The sequence below is a fragment of the Niabella beijingensis genome (assembly GCF_020034665.1).
In the GTDB taxonomy this organism is placed as follows: domain Bacteria; phylum Bacteroidota; class Bacteroidia; order Chitinophagales; family Chitinophagaceae; genus Niabella; species Niabella beijingensis.
Genome location: NZ_JAIQDI010000001.1, coordinates 3,620,943 through 3,644,960 on the forward strand (window position 1 = coordinate 3,620,943; position 24,018 = coordinate 3,644,960).

21 protein-coding genes and 1 tRNA gene are annotated in these 24,018 nt (G+C 47.1%); 18 read left to right on the forward strand and 4 right to left on the reverse strand.

Annotation, left to right across the window (positions count from 1 at the left end; all coding sequences use genetic code 11):
* Positions 1-15 precede the first annotated feature (15 nt).
* Together K7B07_RS15215 and K7B07_RS15220 are read left to right on the forward strand one after the other, a co-directional pair.
* Positions 16-531 (forward strand): gluconokinase, encoded by a 516-nt coding sequence (locus K7B07_RS15215; protein ID WP_223711037.1) that lies wholly within the window; start codon positions 16-18, stop codon positions 529-531.
* A 176-nt stretch (positions 532-707) separates the two neighbouring features.
* A complete protein-coding gene (locus K7B07_RS15220) occupies positions 708-2,024 on the forward strand; it encodes a gluconate:H+ symporter (protein WP_223711038.1) in 1,317 nt (438 codons plus the stop codon).
* A gap of 136 nt (positions 2,025-2,160) precedes the next feature.
* On the opposite strand, the gene K7B07_RS15225 is transcribed toward K7B07_RS15220, so the two are convergent.
* Positions 2,161-3,510, reverse strand: a complete 1,350-nt coding sequence (locus tag K7B07_RS15225) for a M20/M25/M40 family metallo-hydrolase (protein ID WP_223711040.1) — start codon at positions 3,508-3,510, stop codon at positions 2,161-2,163.
* A gap of 130 nt (positions 3,511-3,640) precedes the next feature.
* Between K7B07_RS15225 and K7B07_RS15230 the strand changes: the two genes are divergently transcribed.
* Complete coding sequence (locus K7B07_RS15230; RefSeq protein ID WP_223711041.1) at positions 3,641-4,153, forward strand: PH domain-containing protein; 513 nt, start codon at positions 3,641-3,643, stop codon at positions 4,151-4,153.
* A 1,016-nt stretch (positions 4,154-5,169) separates the two neighbouring features.
* Positions 5,170-5,565 carry a hypothetical protein gene (locus K7B07_RS15235; protein WP_223711043.1) on the forward strand — a complete coding sequence of 132 codons (396 nt, stop codon included), beginning with the start codon at positions 5,170-5,172 and terminating at the stop codon, positions 5,563-5,565.
* A 113-nt stretch (positions 5,566-5,678) separates the two neighbouring features.
* On the opposite strand, the gene K7B07_RS15240 is transcribed toward K7B07_RS15235, so the two are convergent.
* A complete protein-coding gene (locus K7B07_RS15240) occupies positions 5,679-6,668 on the reverse strand; it encodes a GlxA family transcriptional regulator (protein ID WP_223711045.1) in 990 nt (329 codons plus the stop codon).
* A gap of 198 nt (positions 6,669-6,866) precedes the next feature.
* On the opposite strand from K7B07_RS15240, the gene K7B07_RS15245 reads away from it, so the two are divergent.
* The 3 genes from K7B07_RS15245 to K7B07_RS15255 all read left to right on the forward strand — a co-directional run bounded on the left by K7B07_RS15245 (position 6,867) and on the right by K7B07_RS15255 (position 9,723).
* Positions 6,867-7,796 carry an SRPBCC family protein gene (locus tag K7B07_RS15245; protein WP_223711046.1) on the forward strand — a complete coding sequence of 310 codons (930 nt, stop codon included), beginning with the start codon at positions 6,867-6,869 and terminating at the stop codon, positions 7,794-7,796.
* Positions 7,797-8,324: 528 nt separating this feature from the next.
* Entirely contained in the window at positions 8,325-8,708 is a 384-nt protein-coding gene (locus K7B07_RS15250) for a hypothetical protein (RefSeq protein WP_223711048.1), read from the forward strand.
* Positions 8,709-9,015: 307 nt separating this feature from the next.
* Positions 9,016-9,723, forward strand: coding sequence for a methyltransferase domain-containing protein (locus K7B07_RS15255; protein WP_223711050.1), 708 nt, complete (start codon positions 9,016-9,018; stop codon positions 9,721-9,723).
* A gap of 505 nt (positions 9,724-10,228) precedes the next feature.
* Here K7B07_RS15255 and K7B07_RS15260 read toward each other — a convergent pair.
* Positions 10,229-10,302 (reverse strand) — tRNA-Arg (locus K7B07_RS15260).
* Positions 10,303-10,608: 306 nt separating this feature from the next.
* On the opposite strand from K7B07_RS15260, the gene K7B07_RS15265 reads away from it, so the two are divergent.
* The 10 genes from K7B07_RS15265 to K7B07_RS15310 all read left to right on the forward strand — a co-directional run bounded on the left by K7B07_RS15265 (position 10,609) and on the right by K7B07_RS15310 (position 20,042).
* Positions 10,609-12,027 carry an anthranilate synthase component I family protein gene (locus K7B07_RS15265; protein ID WP_223711051.1) on the forward strand — a complete coding sequence of 473 codons (1,419 nt, stop codon included), beginning with the start codon at positions 10,609-10,611 and terminating at the stop codon, positions 12,025-12,027.
* A 164-nt stretch (positions 12,028-12,191) separates the two neighbouring features.
* Positions 12,192-12,761 (forward strand): anthranilate synthase component II, encoded by a 570-nt coding sequence (locus K7B07_RS15270; protein WP_223711053.1) that lies wholly within the window; start codon positions 12,192-12,194, stop codon positions 12,759-12,761.
* 133 nt (positions 12,762-12,894) lie between these two features.
* A complete protein-coding gene (gene trpD / locus K7B07_RS15275) occupies positions 12,895-13,887 on the forward strand; it encodes an anthranilate phosphoribosyltransferase (RefSeq protein WP_223711055.1) in 993 nt (330 codons plus the stop codon).
* Between the two features lie 119 nt (positions 13,888-14,006).
* Complete coding sequence (trpC, locus tag K7B07_RS15280; protein WP_223711057.1) at positions 14,007-14,795, forward strand: indole-3-glycerol phosphate synthase TrpC; 789 nt, start codon at positions 14,007-14,009, stop codon at positions 14,793-14,795.
* Positions 14,792-15,424, forward strand: coding sequence for a phosphoribosylanthranilate isomerase (locus K7B07_RS15285; RefSeq protein WP_223711059.1), 633 nt, complete (start codon positions 14,792-14,794; stop codon positions 15,422-15,424). Before trpC ends, K7B07_RS15285 begins: the two co-directional genes overlap by 4 nt.
* 132 nt (positions 15,425-15,556) lie before the next feature.
* On the forward strand, positions 15,557-15,808 hold the full coding sequence (locus tag K7B07_RS15290; protein ID WP_223711061.1) for a hypothetical protein: 252 nt from the start codon (positions 15,557-15,559) through the stop codon (positions 15,806-15,808).
* Positions 15,774-16,256, forward strand: a complete 483-nt coding sequence (locus tag K7B07_RS15295; RefSeq protein ID WP_223711063.1) for a GNAT family N-acetyltransferase — start codon at positions 15,774-15,776, stop codon at positions 16,254-16,256. The genes K7B07_RS15290 and K7B07_RS15295 overlap by 35 nt, the downstream gene beginning before the upstream one ends.
* A gap of 84 nt (positions 16,257-16,340) precedes the next feature.
* Entirely contained in the window at positions 16,341-18,170 is a 1,830-nt protein-coding gene (locus K7B07_RS15300) for an OmpA family protein (RefSeq protein ID WP_223711064.1), read from the forward strand.
* Positions 18,171-18,254: 84 nt separating this feature from the next.
* Positions 18,255-19,151 (forward strand): vWA domain-containing protein, encoded by an 897-nt coding sequence (locus K7B07_RS15305; RefSeq protein WP_223711066.1) that lies wholly within the window; start codon positions 18,255-18,257, stop codon positions 19,149-19,151.
* Complete coding sequence (locus tag K7B07_RS15310) at positions 19,152-20,042, forward strand: lysophospholipid acyltransferase family protein (RefSeq protein WP_223711068.1); 891 nt, start codon at positions 19,152-19,154, stop codon at positions 20,040-20,042.
* Here K7B07_RS15310 and K7B07_RS15315 read toward each other — a convergent pair.
* Complete coding sequence (locus tag K7B07_RS15315) at positions 20,036-22,831, reverse strand: putative LPS assembly protein LptD (RefSeq protein WP_223711069.1); 2,796 nt, start codon at positions 22,829-22,831, stop codon at positions 20,036-20,038. The genes K7B07_RS15310 and K7B07_RS15315 overlap by 7 nt on opposite strands.
* A gap of 153 nt (positions 22,832-22,984) precedes the next feature.
* Between K7B07_RS15315 and K7B07_RS15320 the strand changes: the two genes are divergently transcribed.
* Positions 22,985-24,001 carry an N-acetylmuramoyl-L-alanine amidase family protein gene (locus K7B07_RS15320; RefSeq protein WP_223711071.1) on the forward strand — a complete coding sequence of 339 codons (1,017 nt, stop codon included), beginning with the start codon at positions 22,985-22,987 and terminating at the stop codon, positions 23,999-24,001.
* The last annotated feature ends 17 nt before the right edge of the window (positions 24,002-24,018 follow it).

Genomic DNA, 24,018 nt, shown 5'->3' on the forward strand with positions numbered 1-24,018 from the left:
GCGTAACTTAGCGGTATGCAGGATCAGCGTATCATTATAATGGGTGTTTCAGGGAGTGGTAAAACAACGGTAGGAAAGGCGCTGGCCGCAGCAAGGGGATACCGCTTTATAGACGGGGATGACCTGCATCCTCCCGGTAACATCGAGAAAATGCGGAATGGCATTCCGCTCACAGACGAAGACCGCTGGGAGTGGCTGGAGCGGATCGGTAATGAAATGGCAGAGATCAATGAAGAAGGTGTTACTGCCGTAGCTGCCTGTTCTGCACTGAGAAAGCGCTACAGGGATGTATTGCGGCACAACAGCGCTGTAATGGTGTTTATCTATCTTAAAGGAACTTTTGAACAGATACATCAGCTATTGGCAACACGTAAAGGGCATTTTATGCCTGTAAAACTGTTGGAAAGCCAGTTCGCGGCGCTGGAAGAACCGGCGAAAGACGAAGCTGATTGTTATGCGATCCCCTTGTCGGATCTTAAAGAGGAACTTGATCAGGTCAATGCAGTGCTTACCCGCAACGGCTTTTTATAAATGGTTCTGATGGACGGATATATCCGGTTTTTCTTGATTGGATAAAACAAAGCAGCTGTCTGACTGCAGGTGCTGAACAGCAAAATGAGATCTTGTCCGGCTTCTGTCGTATCCTGTACCACCGGTGTCGTATCCCGGGAAAAATATTTTAGCGTATTTTCGGTAAAATACTTGCCATGGCCCTGATAATTCTCGTATTTGGAATCCTGTTGTTGTTGCTGCTGATCACTGTTGTTAAACTTAATGCATTCATCTCCCTGATCCTGGTGACGCTCTTGATCGGTCTTTGTAACGGGATGGAGCCTGTGCAGCTGGCCCTTGCCCTGAACAAGGGAGTAGGGGATACGATGGGATCTGTATTATTAGTGCTGGGGTTTGGGGTGTTGCTGGGGGCACTGCTTACGGAAACCGGTGCCACGCAACAGATCTGCGGCGGACTGCTCCGTTTCTTTGGCCCGGCAAGGGCGAAGATCGCACTGGCGGTCACTGGTTTTGCTGTAGGGCTGGCGTTGTTTTATAATGCAGGTTTCGTGGTGCTGATACCGCTTGTGTTCATCATTGCCCGGCAAACCGGCGCCCCGTTGGTACCGCTGGCAATAGCAATGGCGGCACCACTTTCCATTACGCACGGTTTTTTACCGCCCCATCCCGGTCCTACGGCTATCGCGGCCCTTTTTAAGGCGGATCTTGGCAGAACATTGGTCTACGGTATCTGCATCGCAATCCCGACCCTTATCCTCGCCGGTATATGCTTCCCGGGGCTTTTAAAAAAAATAAAAGCGACGCCGCCTGCGGGTATGGTAGGCAGTGAGCAGGCCATGGATGTTCCCCTGCCGGGTTTTGGTATCAGTCTTTTCACGGCGCTGATCCCGGTATTGTTAATGGCTGCTGCCACTATTTGCACCCTGCTTCATATGGAAAAAAGCCGTTTGGGCGCCCTGATACTTTTTGCCGGTGAGCCGGCGATCGCCATGTTCATTGCTATTATCTGTGCCCTGTTGTTTTTAGGACTGTTCCGGAAGATCCCTGTAAAAACGTTGATGGACCGGACAGGTGGTGCTGTTCCGGCGGTTGCTTCGATCATCCTTATCGTGGCCGCAGGCGGGGCATTAAAGGAAGTGCTGATCCAGAGTAAAACGGGAGACGCCATTTCGCTGTTCTTTATGCAATCCTCCATGACGCCCCTGCTGCTGGGCTGGCTGGTGGCCACACTTATCCGTATTGCGGTAGGGTCCGCTACAGTTGCGGGTCTTACCGCAGCAGGTATCGTACAGCCGCTGATCGCTACGCTGCATGTAAAACCGGAGCTGATGGTGCTTTCCATTGGCGCGGGCAGTCTCATGTGTTCTCATGTGAATGACACCGGCTTCTGGATGTTCAAGGAATACCTGGGGCTTAGCGTTGCTGATACGTTTAAAACCTGGACTGTTATGGAATCCATTATCGGAGTGGCCGGACTGCTGGGTGTATTGCTGCTGAATGTATTGGTGTGATTTTCTTTATATGGATTAATAATTCCAGCTGCTTTTTGGATAATCCCGCAGAGGAGCAATGACCGGATTACAGATTAAAAAAAGCGGTGTTTTCTTTTCTGTCCCGCCGATTGCACAGGCTTTTGATACAGCCCTTTTATTTGGCCGCAGGCACACCGGGCAATACCGGCAGACTTTCATTACCGTTCTGGCTGACGGATTGAATGGCGAAGAAATAATTGTCTTTTGAGTAAGGGATAGTGATGGCGGTGCTGGTGGTAAAGATCTTTTTTTCCCACCGGGCACTGCTGGTTTCCCGCAGCAACAGATAGTAGCCGGAGCCGTTAGCAACAGGATCCCATTTTACCGTAGTGGAATTTTCCAGCCCTTTTGTAACGTATATGACGTTCTTTGGCACCAGCGGTGCTTTTGCAAGGTTGGCCAGTGTAACCAGATTGAGTGCCGTATTTTTTCTCAGGTACTCAAAGTCCATAAATTCCGGCAGGTCGCCATATTGCGTACCGTTCTCGGTTCGCAGGTCCTGGTGCTGGTGTTCAAAGTTCTCATTCATTTCAGTGATGCGCACGGCGGTATAACCCTTCTCAACAAACGGACTGTGGTCGCCATTGCGGAGGAACCGGTCGTTGCGGTAAACAAGCTTTACCGTCATGTTGTCTACATAACGTTCACCCACTTCTTTGAAGTAGCGCGCCAGTTGCCGCGGGGCACCATCATTTTCCAGGCCAAGAGACCGGATCTTTGCAAATCTCGCGGGATCCGTACCCAAAGGGATGCCTTCGCTGAAAACGCGTACCTGGGTATTGTTGATCACCCGGGTTTCGTTGCTGTTATTGCTCCCGATGATATCATTGTTGAGCAACGCTTCCAGCTGCCACTTTTTTTCCTGCAAACTGCTGGCCAGGAACCTGGCACCCAGCAGTCCCTGCTCTTCACCGGAGGTAGCCACAAAAACCACTGTTGCCGGGAAAGGCTGCCGGCTCATGATCCTGGCGCACTCTATTACAGCTGCTACCCCGCTGCCATCATCATTGGCTCCGGGTGCACTACCCGTCCGGTCCATTACATCGCTGCGCCGGCTGTCGAGGTGGCCGGTGATCATAAATACCCGGTGGTCCTGCGGATCGGTCCCTTTTAAAACCGCCACCACGTTCCCCAACACAAAGGAGTTGTCTACCCGTTTGCCATCGGGATTGTAGGTGATGGTATCGATAAAAGAAGAGAGCCTTTTCCCGTCGCCGGCAAATTGCCGGAATTTATGAAGCACCCATTGCTGTGCTGCACCGATGCCTTCTTTGTTTTCAGAAAGCCTGCTCAAAGTATGGCGGGTGTTGAATTGCATCAGTGCGGTAATGTATGATTTTAACGAGTCGGCAGAAACCTCTTGCACCATTTTTTCGATTACGGGGTCTTTGTGGATAATGGTTTGGGCATGAATGCGGAGCACTGAGCAGCAAATCAGGCCATATAGCATATATTTTTTTATCATACAGAAATGGATTGGAGAATTCAAAAGTAGTAAAAAGCAGGCAGGAGTTGAACACATGACATTGGTTTAGGCAGCGTACTTTTTTTACTTTAAATTTAACGCAGTATAAAAACAGAAAGGATAGCAGAAAGTGAAACTCCGACAAACTCCTAAAACGCATTTTAGTACATGCGGATTTATATTAATTACCGGGATCCTGGTATTCCTGATAGGGATCTGTTTTAATGCGGACGCAACCCTTTGGAGTATATTCATTCTTTATTATTTGTTAACCACGCTGCCTGCCGTGTATCTTCATATCCTCTATTATTTAAAAAATAAAGGAGAAGCGATTGAATTGAAGCCTGATCAGATCATTGTTTTACGATCGAGTAGGGAGCAGGTTTACACGGGTAAAGATATTTCAAAGATCATCGTCTGTAAGTCGGCAAACATGGATAACGGTATTCCAATGATGGCAGTGGAATATTATTATTACGCCGAAATCGTAATGAACAATGGGGAGAATGTGGTTATAACCTGTCTTATGTCCAGAAAAATAGACGCGATCTTAAAGGGATATCTGAATGTCTCATTTTATCGCGATAAAAATGTTTTTAGTCTGTTTAAATGGCGGAAATCAATTTCAGCTGTTACTTTATAATATCTGGTGCTCTTAAAAAGAATATAAGCCCCGCCAGTGGCAATCATCGATCATTAGTTGTACCGGAACGTACGATGTTTCTTTTAACAACCTGAAAACCGCTGTTTATGTTGAATGTCTGAATGAGAATTTTTTAAGCTTAAACCCGGAACCTGATATACAGCAGTGGCGACCTTCAACGGGAGATGCCGAAGCAGATCGGCAAGTGGTCGAGGAATTCAATCAGGGAATTTATAACTGGACAGACTATTTTCAAGAATAAACAACTAATTTTAAAAGTAAATGTTAAGTTTATATTATAAAATTTGGATCGATTGTATCGTCAGGGGTAGATCACAGGAGAATAATAAGAAAAACTGGAAAGTGATGAGTATTTTATTCATGACCTTAGCGATGTCTTTTAATCTCATTGTTTTTATAATTAGTTTTAGAAAAATTTGTAGTAAAAAGAGATTTTTATACAATTAATATTCCACAACTTAGAGGCTATTTGAAAAGTTTTGTCAGTTTTGTATTGTTATATTTTTCTCCATGCTTAATTGCCAATTATTTTTTGATTTTTAAAAATCAAAAGTATAAAGCTGTAATAGAGAAATACCCGTATAATAACGGTAAACTTTTTGTGGCATATTTTTTTATATCAATGCTGTCGCCAATAATATATATGTGGATCGGCATTTTTTTTCTATCATAACTTTAGCACTTCCGGCGTAATAATCCTGCGCATGCGAAATCATCCATCTTGTAATTGATGGTATTGGCTGTCAGGTGCGTGCCAATATTTTTTGCAGGTGAAACAGCAGAAATACACTGCAGCGGCCGGTTTACTTCTGACAAATACGCGATCTTTTGCCGAATGGAACAGTTTCTGGTCGTATAAAAGAAGCGAAGGGGAGCGATAAACAAACGTTACATGTGCTTAATAAGTTGGTATAGCGGACAATGTTATTGTACCTTTTAATACCTTTGAGGAGCGACTAAAAAATAGAAACCACACTAAAATTATATATAGTTTTATGATTGTTTTTTTTGATTTTCTATTTTACAATATCTCTAAGAAAATAGGGCTCGATAAAGAAGGGAATCCAAATTCAGATGCTGCTTTTATTCTGAGCGTGTTACAGTTTTTTAATATTAATGCCACAGTGCTTCTGATTTTAATCTTCAGAGGGTATGGCACTGAATCGATCAATAAATATGTTGCAGGAGGAATTTTATTGACTCTGATTATTTTTACCCATATCCGTTACTTCTATATCAAAAAATTCGATTATCACGCTATTGGTATGCGATGGGAAGCTAAATCGGAACGGTATAAAAGTAAATTCGACGCAATTATGTGGATTTATATTGTTATCAGTATTGTACTCTTTATCGCTGCGTTAATCAAGGCTGGCAGCTGGGGAAGATAAATGAAATATATTAAACATAACGAATGTATCTTTTAATGTGACTGGGCACACCTTATTTCGTGAATATTTTTGGTAGATATACTTTTAATTCATAAACGCCTTAAGAAGGACCTTCATACCACCGTTTCCTTATTGTATTTCAGCTTGTACTCCATCGGCGACAGCCCGGTGATCTTCCGGAATACTTCCCGGAAGGCCTTGGTATCGGAGTAACCCACCTCATACATTACCTCATTAATGGTTTTGCGGGTGGTTTCAAAAGCTTTCTTGGCTGATTCGATCTTTACCCGCTGCAAGTACTCAACCGGTGTGTTGTTGGTGGCCTTGATGAAGCGCCGGTCGAAGTTCCTCCTGCCTACCGCCAGCTTTTTTGAAAGCTCCTCAAAAGAGATCTTTTCCTCAAAATGTTCTTCGATATAAATCTGTGCTTTTTTTATCACTTCATCGCCATGCGATTTCTGCCCGGTGAAAATGGTAAAAGCCGACTGGGTATGCCGGTCGATCTCCACTTGCAGGATCTTGGAACAATAAATAGCTGTGGGGCGGTCGTAATATTTCTCAACCAGGTAAAGCAACAGGTTCAGAAAAGAAAAACCACCGCCGTTGGTATAAATACCTTCTTCGTCGGTAATGAGCTTTTCGGTTTTCAGGTGTACCCCGGGAAACAGGTCTTTGAAATTTTCGGCGGCGTTCCAGTGTATGGAGCAATTTTTTTTATGGAGCAGCCCGGTACTCGCCAGCATATAGGCGCCGGTGCACATACTGGCAACCTCAGCGCCCATTTTATACTGCTCCCTGATCCAGTCGGTGAGCAGTATGTTGCCCGCTGCCGCTTTTTTAAAGTCAATGGTCAGGGAAGGGATCAGGATCAGGTCGGTCCTGGAGATAGACGCGATATGGGCCTGCGGCTTTACGGTCAGCAGCCCGTCAAGGAATGCTGATTCGTGCGATACGCCTGCCGTTTCGATCCGGAACAGCGGATTTCTGTCAGTGGCCTGCCAGTAGTTATTGGCACAGGTAAATACCTGGTGGGCACCTACAATACAGGAAACGGTACTGGGAGCAGCTTGTGCATCGGGTATGAGGATGGTAAGATGTTTCATACATTGTTTTTTGGAGTTCAGTGATCGGAAAATATCAGCCACACAAATTCGGCAGGACATACAAAATTAAAGAAAACATCTGTCCGGATCAACCCGTTACAAAGTCTGTTTTACACCCCCTGTCCACGGGTGGGTCACACTACCTTTGGGGTAGTAAGCAGGTATTCAACAATATTTCTCATTTAAAAATATCAGAAAATGAAAAGCCAGGATTTTACAACAACAATTGCAGTGGCCGCAACACCGGAAACCGTTTTCAATGCCGTGAATAATGTGCGCGGCTGGTGGTCCGAAAATATTGAAGGCAGCACCGACCAGCTCAACAGCGAGTTTGAGTATCACTACCAGGATGTGCATCGTTCCCGGATGCGGATCACCGGACTGGAGCCCAATAAAAAAGTGGTATGGAAGGTGCTGGATAATTATTTTAAATTCACGGCGGATGAAACGGAATGGAAAGGCACGCAGGTGATCTTTGAGCTTTCCGAAAAGAACGGAGAAACAATATTACAGTTTACGCATCAGGGGCTGGTGCCGGAATATGAATGTTACAATGTATGCCATGATGCCTGGACGCACTATATCCAGGACAGCCTGAAGGCGCTTATTATTACGGGCAAAGGCAAACCGACTCCCAGGGAAACTGAAACGGGCGGCATCCCTGCTTCCCAGAAGAATGCTGTACTGAATTTGCCCGCAGGAAAAAGTATCTGTCACCGGCTGCTGATCAAAGCTCCCGTGGAGAAGGTATATGAAGCCGTAACAACCCGGGAGGGCCTGGCAGGCTGGTGGACCCCCGATACTGTGGCCCGGCCGGAAGTGGGTGCTGTATTACGATTTGCTTTTGGTCCCGATTATTTCAAAGAGATGGAGGTTCTGGAACTTCAGCCTTACAGCCGGGTGCAATGGCGTTGCCTCAAAGCATTTGAGGACTGGATCGGTACTACGCTCACATTTGAGCTGAGCCCACACAAAGACGGCTGTGTATTACTTTTCCATCACGATGGGTGGAAGGAGTATACGCCGGAGTTCGCTTCCTGCAGTTTTGATTGGGCGCTTTTTTTCCGAAGCCTGAAATTCCTTTGCGAAACCGGCAAAGGATTTCCTTACCCGGACTTCAATCAATAATATTTGTGCAGCGCCGGATTATTTCCCATTGGGTTCATATGTTTCTTTTACAGTGCCAATTGCCTCTAATAAGGCAATTTTTTTTGTACCTGGAGATGCCGGGGCCCCGGAGATGAAGGTCTAGCTAGTGGTTGGTGTGGATGCGGTGTGCGGTTCACAGGATCTGATCGTCATTGTTTCCTGTAGTAAAAGTGTTGTTTGATTCCCATGACGGGCCGCTATGGCTGCGGATTTACGCGGTGCTTTAACAACAGGTTCCCACCGGAACGAAATTGTTTATTCTTGGGTAATTATTTTAATTTTACAACGATAAGGATGACCCTCATATTTTGATTTTTCTCTCCCGTGTTTTTGCTCCGTGTTTTGTTCTACTGTTACTACTCATTCATCCTTGTTTTTATAGAAATAACGGTTCAGTAAAGAAGAACTGACCCCTCCCGGAAAGGTGTTTATTGAGTTCGTGTTGAGCCCGTAGTCTCCCCGGAGGGTATGTTCAGCAATATTGGTCAACACTAAATACAATGAATTATGAAGCTTAAAGTACTGTTTATAACTGCTTCGGTTTATCTGGGGCTGTCCGGCCTGGGTTTTATTATGATACCACAGATCTTTGGTACGGGAGCCGTACCGCCCGATCCGTCTCCCGAGTTACTCACCTATTTAAGGGTCTTTGGAAGTCCGTTGCTGGGTATCGCGGTCCTGGATTGGATGGCACGAAACGAACCCTCTTCCAGCGCCAGGAACGCTATTATCATCGGGAATATAGTAGGTTTTGGAACTATTGCCTTACTGGATATTTGGGGGCTTCTTCATGAGGCCCGGCCGGCAACCTGGGTATTTGTGGTCATACACCTGTTTTTCACATTGTCGTTTATAGTGATCGGGCGAAAAGCAATTTATAAAAGACAGTAGTATTTACGAACAGCTGATTAATCCGAAGGCAGGAATACATAAGCCAAATAGGTAGAAATAAAGCAAAATCGCAACAGGAGGCGAGCCATCATGCTGCTGAATTTGTAGGTTCAAAAGATATTATACCAATCCTAAATTTTCAGCTCCTTCTTTGGTAGCCAGGATGTCAGAATACGCTTGAAAAGCGGTTTTTAAGAGGATCTGACTATTATACAGATTCTATAACACCAAATTAAACGCGAAGCAGCAATAAGTGTGCGAAAATATAATTATTTTCGCACACTTAATAGTTGCAATTTCATTAACTATGTCCGAGCAAAAAGCAAACAGAGACTTTAATCCATCTATCGGCCGGTCGGTTTATTTGGGACGGAACCTGTTAATCTCGAACCTGAAAAAACATTTTGGTGTATTGAAAGGTCGTATGCTGGATTTTGGATGCGGTAGTAAGCCCTATAAAAGCCTGATTAGTGTGGATGAGTATATCGGAGTGGATTATGAAGGTCAGGGGCATAGTCACGAGAATGAAGAGATAGATGTTTTTTACGATGGTAAAACCATCCCTCTGGAATCAAATTCGTTTGATAGTGTCTTATCTACAGAGGTGTTTGAGCACGTGTTTAACCTGGAAGAAATACTGGTGGAAATACATCGGGTAATGAAACCCGGAGCTGTAATTCTTATTACCTGTCCCTTTATTATAGCAGAACATGAAGTGCCGAATGATTGTAGTCGCTATACTTCTTTTGGCTTGAAGAGCTTATTGGAACGAAAGGGGTTCGAAATAGTGCATTATGAAAAACTGGGTACTTCTGTGCAGGCTCAAATGCAAATGTTTATGTCTTACCTGGACAGTTATGTTTTATCAAAGCTGAATTTTATCAGGCCATTTAAAAATCTAGTGGCATTTTGCACCTTTGCCTGCCTTAATCTTTGGTGCAAAATAGTAAATCGGGTTCTTCCTAAGCGGTACGATGCATTCCTGAACCACCTTGTCATTTGTAAAAAACGTTAATTGATAAAACCAAGATGGTAATTCTGAATCGTGCTATTAACGCAATAAGTCTTTTTATTGACAACAGAATTTTGGAATACAACACAATTTTTAGAACAACACCGTTTGACAGGGAGGCGCATTTTGTGTACCTGTTGCAGAACCTGGAGTGTCTTCACGCTCTGGGAGCTGATGCAATTTCTGTAGATCCTTCCTTTGAGGAACATTCTTTGGCGTTCTCCTGAGAAGGAAAAGTGGAACTTGTTATTTCCTTTGTAAAAGCTGGAACAGGGTTGCTAAGGTTTCAGAAAATAGCAGACGCAGTCAAAGTCGAATTGTAAAAATAAATATTTCGATTCCAGAGAATGGATTTAAAGCTGAAAAATTCCGGGCCAAATCAGTAGCTACAATCCGGGGGCAATGCGGTGTAGCTTGGCGAATATGATGAAATAAATGATATGAGGATATTCGGTTTATATAAATAATGGCACCATATTGTCTTCCAATGGTTCCATTTGGCGTTAAGTGACCCGGATTGGATTCGAACCAATGACCTACTGCTTAGAAGGCAGTTGCTCTATCCAGCTGAGCTACCGGGCCAATTATGTTTGTTATTGTCATTGATTACTGGCCTAACCAATGATTTTCCCGCTTTCCTCGTAAATGAGTGCGCAAAGATAGACTAAATTTACCTGTTTTTGAAAAACATTGATGCAAAACCGGAAAAAATTTGCTGGTATTGTTTTTGAAATTTATATTTGCTCGTCATGAACTATACAAATAACAACAACTGGTGGTGGCATAGTAACTCTTTCTGGGGGCACTGATGCTATTGTTCAATGTTGTAATAATATAGTGAAACCCCGGTACCCACCGGGGTTTTTCATTGATCGAATTAAATAAACTATGCAAAAAATAAGGATTCAAACAGAAGTACAAACGTTGCTGGCAGACCTGTTTACGCCGGTGGGGATCTACCTGCGCCTGCGCGACCGCTTCCGGGACACCATCCTCCTGGAGAGCGCGGATAATAACGCTACCAACAACAGCTGGTCCTTTATAGGAGTGAATGCCATAGCGGGGATCGAAATGATCTCAGGGGATACCATCGACCTGAAATTACCGGGACAAACAGCAGAAAAGATCCGGCTTGCCGGAACTCAGAAAATTACGGAGGTCCTTGCCGATTTTATGAACCGGTTTGAAGTAGCGGAGAACAGCACGAAAGAAGCACGCTATGCGCAGGGGCTCTACGGGTATACCACCTACGATGCCATCCAGTATTTTGAGACCATCCCGGGCAGCCGGTTCAAAAACAGCAACAGCGATATTCCGCTGATGCGTTACCGCCTTTACCAGTACATTATAGCGATCAATCATTTCCGGGATGAGCTGCTGATCCTTGAGAATAAGATCGAAGGGGTGAAAAGCGAGCGGGAAGTACTGCAATCGCTGATCATGGGTAAGGATGTGCCGGTATATCCCTTCCGCAAAAAAGGAGCCGAAGCTTCCAATATGTCGGATGACGCACACCGCGATATGGTGCGGGCAGGGATCGCGCACTGCCACCGGGGCGATGTGTTCCAGATCGTGCTGAGCCGCCGTTTTACACAACAGTTCACCGGTGACGAATTTAATGTCTACCGCAGCCTCAGAAGCATCAACCCATCACCCTACCTGTTCTTTTTCGATTATGGCGATTATAAACTGATGGGCTCCTCGCCGGAGTCGCAGCTGATCATCCGGCAGGGGCAGGCAACCATACACCCCATTGCGGGCACCATCCGGCGCACGGGGGATGATAAGACCGATGCGGAGCAGACAAAGACCCTGCAGGCAGACCCCAAGGAAAATGCAGAGCACGTAATGCTGGTAGACCTGGCACGCAATGACCTGAGCCGCGGCTGTGGCGATGTGCATGTGAGTCATTTTAAAGAGCCGCACTATTACTCGCATGTCATCCACCTGGTGAGCGAGGTGAACGGTACCGTATATCCGGAAACCAGTCCCTTCGACCTGTTTGGAAAGACCTTTCCTGCGGGTACATTAAGCGGCGCACCCAAGATCAGGGCCATGGAACTGATCAGCCAGCTGGAGCCTACTGCACGGAGCTTTTATGGTGGTGCTATCGGGTTTATGGGCTTCGACGGCAGCTGTAACCAGGCCATCATGATCCGCAGCTTTTTAAGTCGCCATAATACGCTCACCTGCCAGGCCGGTGGCGGCATTGTTGCGGCCAGCAACCCGGAAGGCGAACTGCAGGAAGTGAACAATAAACTCGGGGCTTTAAAAAAGGCGATCGTTGAGGCTGAAAAGATACTGTAAAACTGTTGGGGCCCGGCTGCAGTGCAGGCATCAGCATCGTTGCGTCGCACACTTGTGCTGCAGTGCTCCTGGCGGCCGGATGGGGAGAAGAAGAACGGGAGAAGTAAATAGTGAAAAGTGGACGGGTCTTTTGCAAACTAAAATAAGAAATTAGAAATTCGGATATGAAACTATTGGTTTTCGATAATTACGATTCATTTACCTACAACCTGGTACACATGGTGGAAAAGATCCTGCATCAGAAAGTGGATGTGTACCGGAACGACCAGCTGCCGCTGGAAGAAGTGAAACAATATGATAAGATCATCCTGTCTCCGGGACCGGGTATTCCGGTGGAATCCGGGCTGTTGCTGCCGCTGATCCGTGAATATGCTGCCACCAAATCCATACTGGGTGTGTGTTTGGGACAACAGGCCATCGGTGAGGTCTTTGGCGGTACGCTGTACAACCTTCCCAACGTGTATCACGGAGTAGCCACCAACTGCAATATCATCCGGCGCAGTGGTAACCTGTTTACGGACATGCCGGATCAGTTTGAGATCGGCCGCTATCATTCCTGGGTGGTCTCCCGTGAAAATTTTCCGGAGGAGCTGGAAATAACGGCAGTGGACGACCAGGATATGATCATGGGCCTGCGGCATAAGACCTACGATGTACAGGGCGTACAGTTTCACCCGGAAAGTGTACTGACCCCGATGGGCGAGACCATCATACGGAACTGGCTGACGAACTGATGCAAAAGGCACTGCGTAGCGGTACAACAGTTGTAGCCGCATAGCGGCGAAGAGATATTTATAGCACAGGTGTTGAAGTGTGCGACGCAAGACGGCCCGGCCTTGTACCGCAGCCGGCACAAAAAATAAAACAATGAAGAAGATATTAACCCTTTTATTTGAACACAAAAATCTTGACAGGGCAACAGCAAAGGAAGTGCTGGTGAATATCGGCAAGGGTGTTTATAACGAGCATGAGGTGACCGCCTTTATGACGGTGTACCTGATGCGCAGCATTACCCTGCAGGAGTTACAGGGTTTCCAGGAAGCACTGCTGGAACTTTGTCTGCCCATGGAATTTGAGGGAATGGACACGATCGATATCGTGGGTACCGGGGGCGATGGAAAGAATACGTTTAATATCTCCACACTTTCCTGTTTTATTGTGGCCGGAACCGGGAATAAAGTGACCAAACACGGCAACTATGGTGCGTCCACCATCAGCGGGTCTTCCAATGTGGTGGAGTCGATGGGCTATAAATTCAAAAATGACAATGCGGCGCTGCGGCGTGAGCTGGAGGAAGCCAATATCTGTTTTCTGCATGCGCCATTGTTTCACCCGGCGTTAAAAAATGTAGGCCCGATCCGTAAGAACCTGGGTATGCGCACGTTTTTTAATATGCTGGGACCACTGGTAAACCCGGCGTTCCCTACATTCAGCATCATCGGCGTATACAACCTGGAAATGGCCCGGTTGTACAATTACCTGATGCAGCAGCAGTCGAAGAACTTTGCAATTGTGCATGGACTGGATGGCTATGATGAGATTTCCCTGACGGGCGACTCCAAAGTAATTACAGCAACGGGCGAACAGGTATTTGCTGCTACAGAGCTGGGTGGGATGGAGGTGGTACCGGAAGTCATCAAAGGTGGTGATACGATCGAAGCTGCCGCAACGATCTTTTCGGATATCATCCAGGCAAAGGGAACCCCGCAACAGGAGGCGGTAGTACTGGCCAATGCGGCTGTAGCCTTGCAGGTAACAGGTGTTTATCCCGATTATACAGAGGCTTTTGAAGCAGCCAAAGAAAGCCTCCGGTCGGGCCGCGCCTACCAATGCCTGCAAAAACTGATCGCATTGCAGTAGGGGCTATCAGCTATCAGTCATCAGCAGGAGAGAGGTCCTCATCTCAATTCTCAATTCTCAAATCGCAAACCCCAAATCCCATCCCGATAACTATCGGGACCCAAGTCTCAAAAAACGATATGAATATTCTTGATACGATCATCGAACAGAAACGGATAGAAGTTGCGGAGCGCAAGGCACAAACCTCCATCCGGCAACTGGAGCACACGGAGGCATTCAGCCGGTCGGTACGTTCACTGGCGGCCTCCCTGCAGCAGCCGGGGAGCACGGGGATCATTGCCGAGTTTAAACGAAAATCGCCTTCCAAAGGATTTATCAATAAAGATGCGGATGTGACAGCAATCACGGAAGCGTATACAAAATACGGAGCCGCTGCATTATCCGTGCTGACTGACGGTCCTTTTTTTGGTGGTTCCTTTGCTGATCTTACCGCTGCCCGCAAAAATGATATTCCGATCCTGCGTAAGGATTTTATTATTGATGAATACCAGATCGTGGAAGCACGGTCGGTAGGCGCGGATGTGATCCTGCTGATCGCTGCCTGTCTTACCCCCGCTGAAGTGGAACGGCTGGCCTTGTTTGCCGCCTCACTCGGGCTGGAGACGATCCTGGAATTACATGCCGGAGCGGAGCTGGAACATATTTGCGATGCTACAAAGATCGTGGGGATCAATAACCGGGATCTGAAAACGTTTTCTGTGGACCTCGAGCGCAGTCTGAAAATGGCGGAAAAGATACCGGATGATAAGCTGAAAATCGCTGAGAGCGGTATTGATAAAATTGAAGACATTCTTTTGTTCCGCCGGAACGGCTTTAAAGGATTTCTGATCGGCGAATATTTTATGCGCCAGGAAAACCCGCCTGTGGCATTTGCCGGTTTTGTAAACAACTTAACTACAAAAGCATGACCCGTCCCCTGATCAAAGTATGTGGTATGACGCAGCTGCAACAGGTGGCACAACTGGCCGCAATGGGGGTGGACTATGCAGGGTTTATTTTTTATCCGCCTTCTCCGAGATATATTGGCGGCAACATCGATCCGGCGGCACTGAAACGGCTGAACGGTATTAAAAAGGCGGGGGTATTTGTAAATGCCACAGTGGAAGAAGTATTGGATGCGGTGGCGGCCTATGGTCTGGATATGATACAGCTGCATGGTGATGAAACACCGGAGCTTTGTAGCCGGCTGAAGAACGCGGCAGAAATTGTAAAAGTATTCCGCATAACCGGTAAGGAAGACCTGAAGCAACTGACCTCCCCCTATACGGATGTCGCCGATGCATTCCTGTTTGATACAAAAGCAAAGGAATACGGCGGTACAGGAAAAAAATTCGACTGGTCCGGACTGCAACATGCAGAACCAGGTGTACCGTATTTTTTAAGCGGAGGTATTGGTCCGGATGACCTGGAAGAACTGAAGGCTTTTCTTACAGCCAATACGGTCCATGCCCTGGATGTAAACAGTAAGTTTGAGACGGCACCGGGGATAAAGGATATCCGGTTGCTGGAGCATTTTTTGAACCGCCTCCACGGCTGATCAACCACAGGATCAGGTCCAGCCGCACAGGATCAAAAGCTTATATAACTGCTGGACCGGAGAACGATAATTTTTTAAAACTCCCTGACACGGTTTATGGATTTGGCGGTTGTCAATGTCTTATTTAAAAAAATGCAATTGAGTCAGCGCTTCTCCCGGTCGTTATTTTTCCTGCTGCTTGCCACCGGCTATCCTGCCTGTAAAACAAAACAGGAAGCGGCCGTTAAAGACCCGTTCCGGACCCGTATAAAACCTGCGGTCAGGGAAAAGGTCGACTCATTCTTTGGGGCATCATTGCACCAGTCATTGAATATCTATGATGTCTTCGTAAAAAGCAAACCTTTAACCAATGAAATCGATAAGCATCATACATGCCTTGTTTAAGGATCTGCCCGCAGTGCTGGAATTACAGAAATGCTGTTATCAGTCCGAAGCGGCAATTTATAATGATTACACGATCCCCCCGCTAACGCAAACACTTGAAGAACTGTATGCAGAAGTGAAGCAGGATGTGGTTTGTATGATCGCCCGGGAGGAACAGGTAATGGTGGGCGCTGTACGGGGGTATGTAAAAGACGGTACCGGATACATTAATAAACTGATCGTAGCACCGGGGCACCGGAACCAGGGCATTGGCAAACTGCTGATGCATTCTATTGAAAAAGAATTGCAACCGGTTCGCCGGTACGAATTATTTACCGGTCACAACAGCCAAAAGAACCTGTATCTCTATCGGAAACTGGGTTATTCCGAAACCAGGGAGGCGAAGGTAAATAAAGGGCTGCGTCTTATTTATCTGGAGAAAATCATCAGCGGATTCGGGCAGGAATAAAAAAAACATTTGCCAGGGGTAACAAATCAAAGCGTTCGCGGATATAGCAGTTAAAAGGTACCATCACTTTTAAAACTGAATATCATGCAAACGAAAGAGTTGACCTGCATTAAAATGTGCAGACCCGCAGGAAGATTATTACCGGTTCTGGGTGCAGTACTGCTGCTGTTTGTTTCGCAGCAACTTTATGCGCAGCAGCACCGGGATGAAGCGGCGGCACCCGGCTTGCCTGTAAAAGGTTGGCGGTTTGGATTGAACGGCGGTTATGACCTGTTCCCCGATTATAAAAACAACACGCCTTATATCGATTATAAAGGAGGACTGAACCTGGGTGTAACCGCGGGGTATTACTGGAAATGGTTCAGCGTTGGTGCGGATGCTGACTATATTAAAAATCAACCTGTCAACAAGTACCCTGCGGATGCTGTTTTTGATCCGGTGAATAATACGATGATCGGCGATTTTTCACTAACCCGCGCAGGCATTACCCGGATCTTTTATGGTGTGGGACCCGGGATGCATTACACGGATCGCCAGGGCCGGTTCGCTGTGGAGCTGAATGGCAGGGTGGGCCTGGCTTCCATCAAAGGTGGCGCACTTACGCTGACCGGTAAAAGCAGCGCCACGGAGCAGGTGCTCAATGAGCACGGAGGGTATCATGTTAATAACAGTCTGAGCGCAAAGGGATCACTCAGTGCGCATTACTTTTTTAACGAAAAGATCGGTGTGCATATCGGCGCATATTACCTGCGTCACTTCAATGCCGGCGACGCTGTGGGAACGGCAGGGTATTCGGCGGCATACCGTGCCTTTGAGCCGAATGAAGAAGGGGCATTTGTGTTTATGGAAAAAAACCTGCGAACGATCGATAAAAGCTGTGCCTGTGCTATTGCTTCCATAGGCGGCTATGCGGGTCTTAGCTTCCGGCTGCCTTCCCGCAGGAAGGCCCGGCCGGTACCACCGGCAGCTCCGCCTGTAGCTCCTGAAACCTGCACTACCTGTGAGGTGTATGCCCTGGCCGTTACTGCCCGCGATCAGTATACCAAAGAGGTACTTGCTGAAACAGATGTGATCGTTAAAGATGCTTCCGGCAACACCATAAGATCGGGTGTGACCAATGCCTTTGGGGTAATCGTATTTAACAATATCACCCCCGGAAATTATACCATAAACGGAAAGCTGTACGCTGTTGACCTTAAACCGGCGCAGACGGAAACGACTGCATTTATTTCCAATGGAACGTTGCAGAAAGAGCTGCTCTATACCAATGCTGATTTTATTCTTAAGGGCAAAGCCGTGGTATGTAATTCCGTTATGCCGCTGCCGGGCGCTACCGTGGTGCTGCGCGACCGTGCCGGCGCCGTGGAAAAAAACACGCAAACGGATAAGGAAGGCGCCTTCCTGTTTCACCTGAAACAAAAATCAGAAATGATCCTGTATGGGAAAAAAGAAAAATATTTTTCCCAGATGGTGCACATAAAAGCTGCGGACTACGACCGTAACACCACCCTGTTTGTAAAACTGGAAATGTGCATGGAGGAAACCGATTGCGATAAAGCCATCCGCCTGGAGAACATCCACTATGATCTTGATAAATATTTTATCCGTGAGGATGCCAAACCCGAGCTGAACCGGCTGGTACAGTTCATGACCGATAACCCCGGGGTTCGCGTGGAACTGGCTTCCCATACCGATTCCAGGGCCTCGCATACATATAACCAGCGGCTTTCGCAAAACAGGGCCAATGCTGCCAGGGCCTACCTCGTTTCCAGGGGAGTTGCCGGAGACCGGATCATCGCAAAAGGGTATGGAGAAACACAGTTGCTAAACCGTTGTGCTGATGGCGTTAACTGTTCGGAAGCAGAACATCAGTTCAACCGGCGCACGGAGATGAAAGTGATTTGTCCGAAGTAAAAGTGCCGAATCTGTTAAAATACCGGAGGAACGGGTGATAACGCCCGTTTCTTTTAAACGATTTGTTCCATTAAAAAAAACGATATGAAAACAATAATCCCGCTAACGAAAACCTCGTCCGGTTTTCCCGGCCTGCTGGTCCTGCTTTTCCTGGCATCGCAGCTCCTGTCCTGCAGTAAAACAGAAAATTGTAATTATTCCGCTCCTGAAATGGCAACACAGGGTTGTAGCGCCGGTATGGATGTGGCATTCCTGATCGACTATACGGGAAGCATGGGACCGGCCATCGATTCGGTAAAAAAAGAAGTGAATAATATTGCCAACGCCATTGTAGCGGAGTCCGGTGGTGATTACAGGCTTTCGCTTTCTATTTTTGATGAGTATACGAAGCCCGGGGCCGAATATCCCACACCACAATACCTTAATGCACCTGATTATGTGAACCTGCCGGCCAATCAGAAACTGGTGATCAGCACCGGACCAACCACCAACCAGTACCTGACGATGATGGAAAAATTTTCACCGGCGAATAAAACCAGTTTCAGTGCACAGCTGGCCAAACTGAATAACAGCAATGCCCTGAAGCTGGGCGCGGGTATCGGCGGCCCCGAACCCGGCGACCTGTTGCTGAATGAGATCCTGAGCAACCAGTTTGCGGGCGCCTGGCGCAGCGGAAATATCACCAAACTGGCAGTGATCATTACCGATGCGCCGGCAGGAGGCGATGATGATAATGCGAATGCGGCGGATGATGCCTACCTGGCTGCACTGGCGGCCACTGCCAACAGCATGGGCATTCAATGCATCCTGCTCACCACTTTTAAAGGAAGTCCGTGGTATACGGCCAATTACAAACTGCAGCTTATTGCCAACAATACCGGCGGCCAGGCCTATGAATTTGATAATTTCAATACGATCTCCAGGGATCTTATTTCCATTATTGAAAATATCTGCGATCAGGACGGCGGCGCCGGGCGATAAATGTACACCTTCGTCAGCAGCAATGCGGCGTTGCTCTTCCGGGAGCGGCGCCGTTCTTTTTTTAAGCGGTTCCTGCCGCCGGCAAAAACCGTTGCTCCAAAGATCCCGGCTGCTGAACTAAAAACCGCTATTTTTGATTTTTATAACAGCCAAAGAATGCAGATATTTAAAGAAATAGCGGGTCGGATTTGCGCAGCCTGGGCGTTGATTACCTTTGTCATCACCTTCCTTCTTGTATTACCGTTTGCCCTTATTTCCTATCTGTTTCCAGAACCGGCATCCACTGCTTATTTTATCCGGGTTTCCAAAGTATGGATGCATGTATGGTTCTTTCTTATCGGGTGCCGCATACGGGTACGGGGTACAGAACATTTTAAAAAGGGTACCGGCTATGTAGTTACCTGCAACCATAATTCCCTTTTGGATATCCCGCTGTCGTCGGCATTTATTCCCGGGCCCAATAAAACGATCGCCAAGAATAGTTTTGCCAGGATTCCGATATTTGGCTGGTATTACTCAAAAGGCTCCGTGCTTGTTGACCGGAAAAGTGAAAAAAGCCGGAAAAAAAGCATTGAAAAAATGAAAGCGGTGCTGAAACAGGGAATGCATATGTGTATTTACCCTGAAGGCACCCGTAACCGTACCAGGGAGCTGCTGAAACCCTTTTATAACGGGGCATTCAAGCTATCGGAAGATACGGGGCATGCGATCATTCCTGCGGTGATCCTGGGAACAAAAAAGGCCGTGCCTTTAAGTAAACCATTTTTCTTTTTGCCACGTACGCTTGAGATCCATTTTCTGGAACCGGTGTCGCCGCTGTCAAAAACAACTGCTCGGTTAAAGGAGGAGATTTTTACGATTATGAAGGATTATCTTCAGCAGCATCAGTAACGGGGTCCGCCGTTAAAGAACGACCGGTTCCGGTTGATCTTCAGATCCTGCAGCATACCCGATTTCGGACTGATGGTAAAATTGTAATATTTGTATACACCCACCGGCGATACGCTTGCGGAGAACTGCCAGCAATGGAGGTCGCGCGAAATGGTGAAACCCACGGTCTGGATCTGCTTGGTCTTGAAATCATAGGCGCCGTTGACACTGAAATTCCATTTAGGGGTCAGGTTGAAACTGCCGTTAAAATTCGTGCTGGAATTGATCCCGTTCCCCGCGCTGAGGCCCGTGGTACGGTTGGGCTTTGTATACATTAATGAATAGGAGAGATTTATTGACCAGGGCGTGTTGAAGTCCACGAACTCTGCAGGGTTTTGCCGCATGTATTCCAGCAGGCGTTGCTGATCCGCCTGCAGCATGGGATCATTCATCTGCTGGTTCAGGGCTTCTTCCCGCTGTTTGGCTTTGTTGGCGTCTTTGGGCTTGCTCTGGAAGCTGGTGCTCATGGTAATGCTGGCGTTCGTCAGTGTGCCTATATTGAACCGCCCGTCCTGCCAGGCATAGTACTTGGTGGGAACCCCGTTCGCATCCAGTTTGTAGGGGGTTATGGTACCATTGGCGCTGATATTGATCTTTTCAAAAAGGTTGGTACGGAAATAAAGACTGAAAGGCGATAACTGCATCGAATCTGCAAACATATTATAGGAAGAACTGAATCCGAAACCATCGATCAGCCGGATCTTTTTAAAGCCGTTCTCATCTACGCCGTTAGCACCGTCGGTCGTACTCTCATCCGTGGAATCGGAATCTGCCTTGGGCTTTTTCTTCGCCTTTACCTTCATCTCCAGGTTATTGTCGATACCAAAATTGATACCACCAAACCTTCGGGCCGTGAATATGTCCACAGGAGGAGAACCGATACCAGCCAGTTTGTCGTAATACCTGTAGGAGGTATCTTTTTTGTCTTTGGAGATCACCTGAACCCGCTGCCAGTTGTTCCGGTTCATATCCGGTGTATAACTTAGCGACAGATTGGGGCGGATCACGTGGCGGATGCCCTGTATTCGTTTGTTACGGAACTGATAGGTTCCGTAAAGCGCGGTATTGATACTGATACCCATGCTCATCTGCTGGCGCAGTGCGATCTTGTTAGTGGCCACCCCTATAACTGTATCCAGTTCGGGGATAAAGGAATAATCGGTTTTCTTGTTCACCAGGGTTTGCGAGTACGAGATGGAAGGGGAAATCATCACCGCCCCGCCCAGTATCGGAGGCAGGGAAAGGGTGATGGGGATGCTCTGGTTACCATTCCACTGCAGTGTATCCCACATACGCTGGAAAGTACCGCGGTACAGCCCGCGCGTACGCAGTGAATCCTTTGTTGAATCCGCCAGTTCATAAAATGACATAGCTGTCTGGAATCCGCCCTGGTAGCCGATCCCCAATTGCTCGTACCATTTTTTGGTGCCCACGGAGTTCTTTTTCTGGAAAGGATAAATCGTATTCACCGTGAACGCCATGTTGGGGAAATTAAAGGTCACCAGGCGCGCGGCATTGTTCTGGTTATGGTTAAAGCTCGCTGTAAAGTTAAAGGGCTTATCCTGCCAGGTTTTTGAATAAGTAATGGAAGACCCTGCTGTGTTGTTCATCAGGTTCATAAGATTACTGTTCGGAATGTTCTCATTGTAACGGGTGGAGCTCATGTTCACATTGGCAGAAAAACTGACCCCCGGACGAGAGCGGGTGTCGGAAGAATGGGTCCAGGCAAACGAATAGGTCTTGGTCAGCGAAAAATCGGGGTCGCCCCTGAAATTACGCCGGTAACGCTGTAATCCGAATTTTACCGATCCCTGGTATTTGTAAATTTTCCGGTAGGTGGGCAATACATCCACCATCCAGCTTCCGTAGGAGTAAATATTTCCATATACCTGTACATCCCAGTTATCATTGATCACCTGGTAATAACCCAGGCGGGAGAGTCCCAGCCCCCATTGATCATTCCGCTCAAAAGAGGGGGTCATGAGCCCCGAATGGCGACCCTGATACAGCGGATAGATACCAAATGGCAGGTACACCGGAACCGGTACCGAGTCAAATTCCGGCCGGACAGCTCCCGTAACCGCTAATTTTTTGTTAACGATTTTTGAGCGGCGTGCCCGGAAGCCGAAATGCGGATGATCGAGGTTACAGGTGGTAAAAAATGTACCCTGTCCGTACATCGTACGCGCATCGATCTTTTTTGCAATGTCGGAATGAATGAACATCTCTCCCTGCTGGGTAATGGTTCCCTTGGTAATACCCTGCTGGGTCTTGATATTGTATTCCATCCCCTCACTCTTATATTCTTCCTGTCCCTGCTTCATTTCGGCATAATCCGATATTTCGCCCGTACTGTCCTTGCCTGCTTTGGCAGTTACAATATGGTTGGTCTGGTCGATGCCGATCTCAGGGGCCGTAAGCGTCATGTCTTCATATTCAGCCTTGGCTTTTCCGTAAAGATTGATCTTTTTGGAGTCAAGAAAGCCTACAATGGAATCCTGGCCAAAATAGTTCACCGGTCCTGACAGGGTGTCTTTGGATATTTTCAACCGGAACGTATCTGTTTTTACCCGGCCTGTATCTGTTGTCAGTTTGGTAGAATCGGCTATCTTTAGGCTGTCGTTGCCCGGAAGCGTATCTTTTATGGATTTTTGCGGAACCGTGTCTTTTTGAAAGGAAAATGAGGGCACTCCCTGCCGGTCCGAACCCGCAACAGCAGCAACGTCTTTTTTACCAGCCATCAATATCATAGCTGTTAGAAAAAGGACAACAAAATAAAATCTTTTAAATTTGCGCATTAGGGTTTGTGCCAAAGTACGGCGCAAATGTATAAATAACATAGTAAAGATTTTGTGAAGCTTGAAACTAAAAATCAGATATTACGTCGAAGCCTGAAAAAAATTATGAAAAAATTTATAAGTCCGTTTCTATTATTTATACTTACTGCAGGATGTTTTTCTGTTATTGCTGCCCAGCAGGGTAATTCCGGGGCAAAGTCGGGTGCTGTTAAAACGATCATTGTAGACGCGGGACATGGAGGAAGCGATGTGGGGGCAGAAGGGCTTCAGACCACTGAAGCGGCGATTACCCTGCAGGTGGCCAGAAAGCTGGCAACGGCCATGAGGAACCAGTTGAAGGGAATCAATATCCTGGAAACAAGGACCACTTCTGCATTACCGGGCGGGCTGTCAAATTCTGTTGCGGCCAACCGTTACCGGGCGGATTTTGCCAACCGGAACAATGGCGACCTGTTTATTTCCCTCCATTGCAACGCGGCGGGGAGAAGGCCCGGAGGCTGGTATATAAAAAAGGTCGTGGGAAGGGAGGCGCATACAAAAACAGTAACCGTAGGGAAGGGCAAAAAGAAAAAAAAGGTAAAAAAGACCTATTATGTAAACAAATACGAGGATGTATGGGTTGAAAACAAGGCAAGGGGTACAGAAACCTATATCTGGGCTGTTGGAAAAAATGAGCAGAAGGTCAACTCGATGAAAAATATCGATGATGACGACAAGGACTACTACAACGAAGAAACCGGCGATGGTGCCGATGCCCCTCCGATGCCGGATTCAAACGATCCTGCTGAACGGGTACGGATGCTGATCTATACACAGAACTATTTCAGAAAAAGCTATTCACTGGCCACACTTGTGGAAAAGAATTTTATTGCTGACGGGCGTACCAGCAGGGGTGTACAGCAGCGCAACCATAAGGGTATCTGGGTGCTTCAGGCTACCGGAATGCCAAGCGTTCTGGTAGAAATGGGCTTTATCAGCAATAAAGAGGATGAAGCCTACCTGGTCAGCTCCCAAGGTCAGGAAGAAATTGTGAACAGTATACTGGACGCAGTTAAAACATACATTGAAAAATACAGCACCACAGCTCCGCAGTCCCTTGCAGCAGCAGGTAAAGCAGACTGATATGCCGGATTGACGGA

Bases quoted from the DNA above. Each gene is read 5' to 3' on its own strand.
- K7B07_RS15215 (WP_223711037.1), top strand. From the start codon at position 16: ATGCAGGATCAGCGTATCATTATAATGGGTGTTTCAGGGAGTGGTAAA.
- K7B07_RS15220 (WP_223711038.1), top strand. From the start codon at position 708: ATGGCCCTGATAATTCTCGTATTTGGAATCCTGTTGTTGTTGCTGCTG.
- K7B07_RS15225 (WP_223711040.1), bottom strand. From the start codon at position 3,510: ATGATAAAAAAATATATGCTATATGGCCTGATTTGCTGCTCAGTGCTC.
- K7B07_RS15235 (WP_223711043.1), top strand. From the start codon at position 5,170: ATGATTGTTTTTTTTGATTTTCTATTTTACAATATCTCTAAGAAAATA.
- K7B07_RS15240 (WP_223711045.1), bottom strand. From the start codon at position 6,668: ATGAAACATCTTACCATCCTCATACCCGATGCACAAGCTGCTCCCAGT.
- K7B07_RS15245 (WP_223711046.1), top strand. From the start codon at position 6,867: ATGAAAAGCCAGGATTTTACAACAACAATTGCAGTGGCCGCAACACCG.
- K7B07_RS15250 (WP_223711048.1), top strand. From the start codon at position 8,325: ATGAAGCTTAAAGTACTGTTTATAACTGCTTCGGTTTATCTGGGGCTG.
- K7B07_RS15255 (WP_223711050.1), top strand. From the start codon at position 9,016: ATGTCCGAGCAAAAAGCAAACAGAGACTTTAATCCATCTATCGGCCGG.
- K7B07_RS15265 (WP_223711051.1), top strand. From the start codon at position 10,609: ATGCAAAAAATAAGGATTCAAACAGAAGTACAAACGTTGCTGGCAGAC.
- K7B07_RS15270 (WP_223711053.1), top strand. From the start codon at position 12,192: ATGAAACTATTGGTTTTCGATAATTACGATTCATTTACCTACAACCTG.
- trpD (WP_223711055.1), top strand. From the start codon at position 12,895: ATGAAGAAGATATTAACCCTTTTATTTGAACACAAAAATCTTGACAGG.
- trpC (WP_223711057.1), top strand. From the start codon at position 14,007: ATGAATATTCTTGATACGATCATCGAACAGAAACGGATAGAAGTTGCG.
- K7B07_RS15285 (WP_223711059.1), top strand. From the start codon at position 14,792: ATGACCCGTCCCCTGATCAAAGTATGTGGTATGACGCAGCTGCAACAG.
- K7B07_RS15290 (WP_223711061.1), top strand. From the start codon at position 15,557: ATGCAATTGAGTCAGCGCTTCTCCCGGTCGTTATTTTTCCTGCTGCTT.
- K7B07_RS15295 (WP_223711063.1), top strand. From the start codon at position 15,774: ATGAAATCGATAAGCATCATACATGCCTTGTTTAAGGATCTGCCCGCA.
- K7B07_RS15300 (WP_223711064.1), top strand. From the start codon at position 16,341: ATGCAAACGAAAGAGTTGACCTGCATTAAAATGTGCAGACCCGCAGGA.
- K7B07_RS15305 (WP_223711066.1), top strand. From the start codon at position 18,255: ATGAAAACAATAATCCCGCTAACGAAAACCTCGTCCGGTTTTCCCGGC.
- K7B07_RS15310 (WP_223711068.1), top strand. From the start codon at position 19,152: ATGTACACCTTCGTCAGCAGCAATGCGGCGTTGCTCTTCCGGGAGCGG.
- K7B07_RS15315 (WP_223711069.1), bottom strand. From the start codon at position 22,831: ATGATATTGATGGCTGGTAAAAAAGACGTTGCTGCTGTTGCGGGTTCG.
- K7B07_RS15320 (WP_223711071.1), top strand. From the start codon at position 22,985: ATGAAAAAATTTATAAGTCCGTTTCTATTATTTATACTTACTGCAGGA.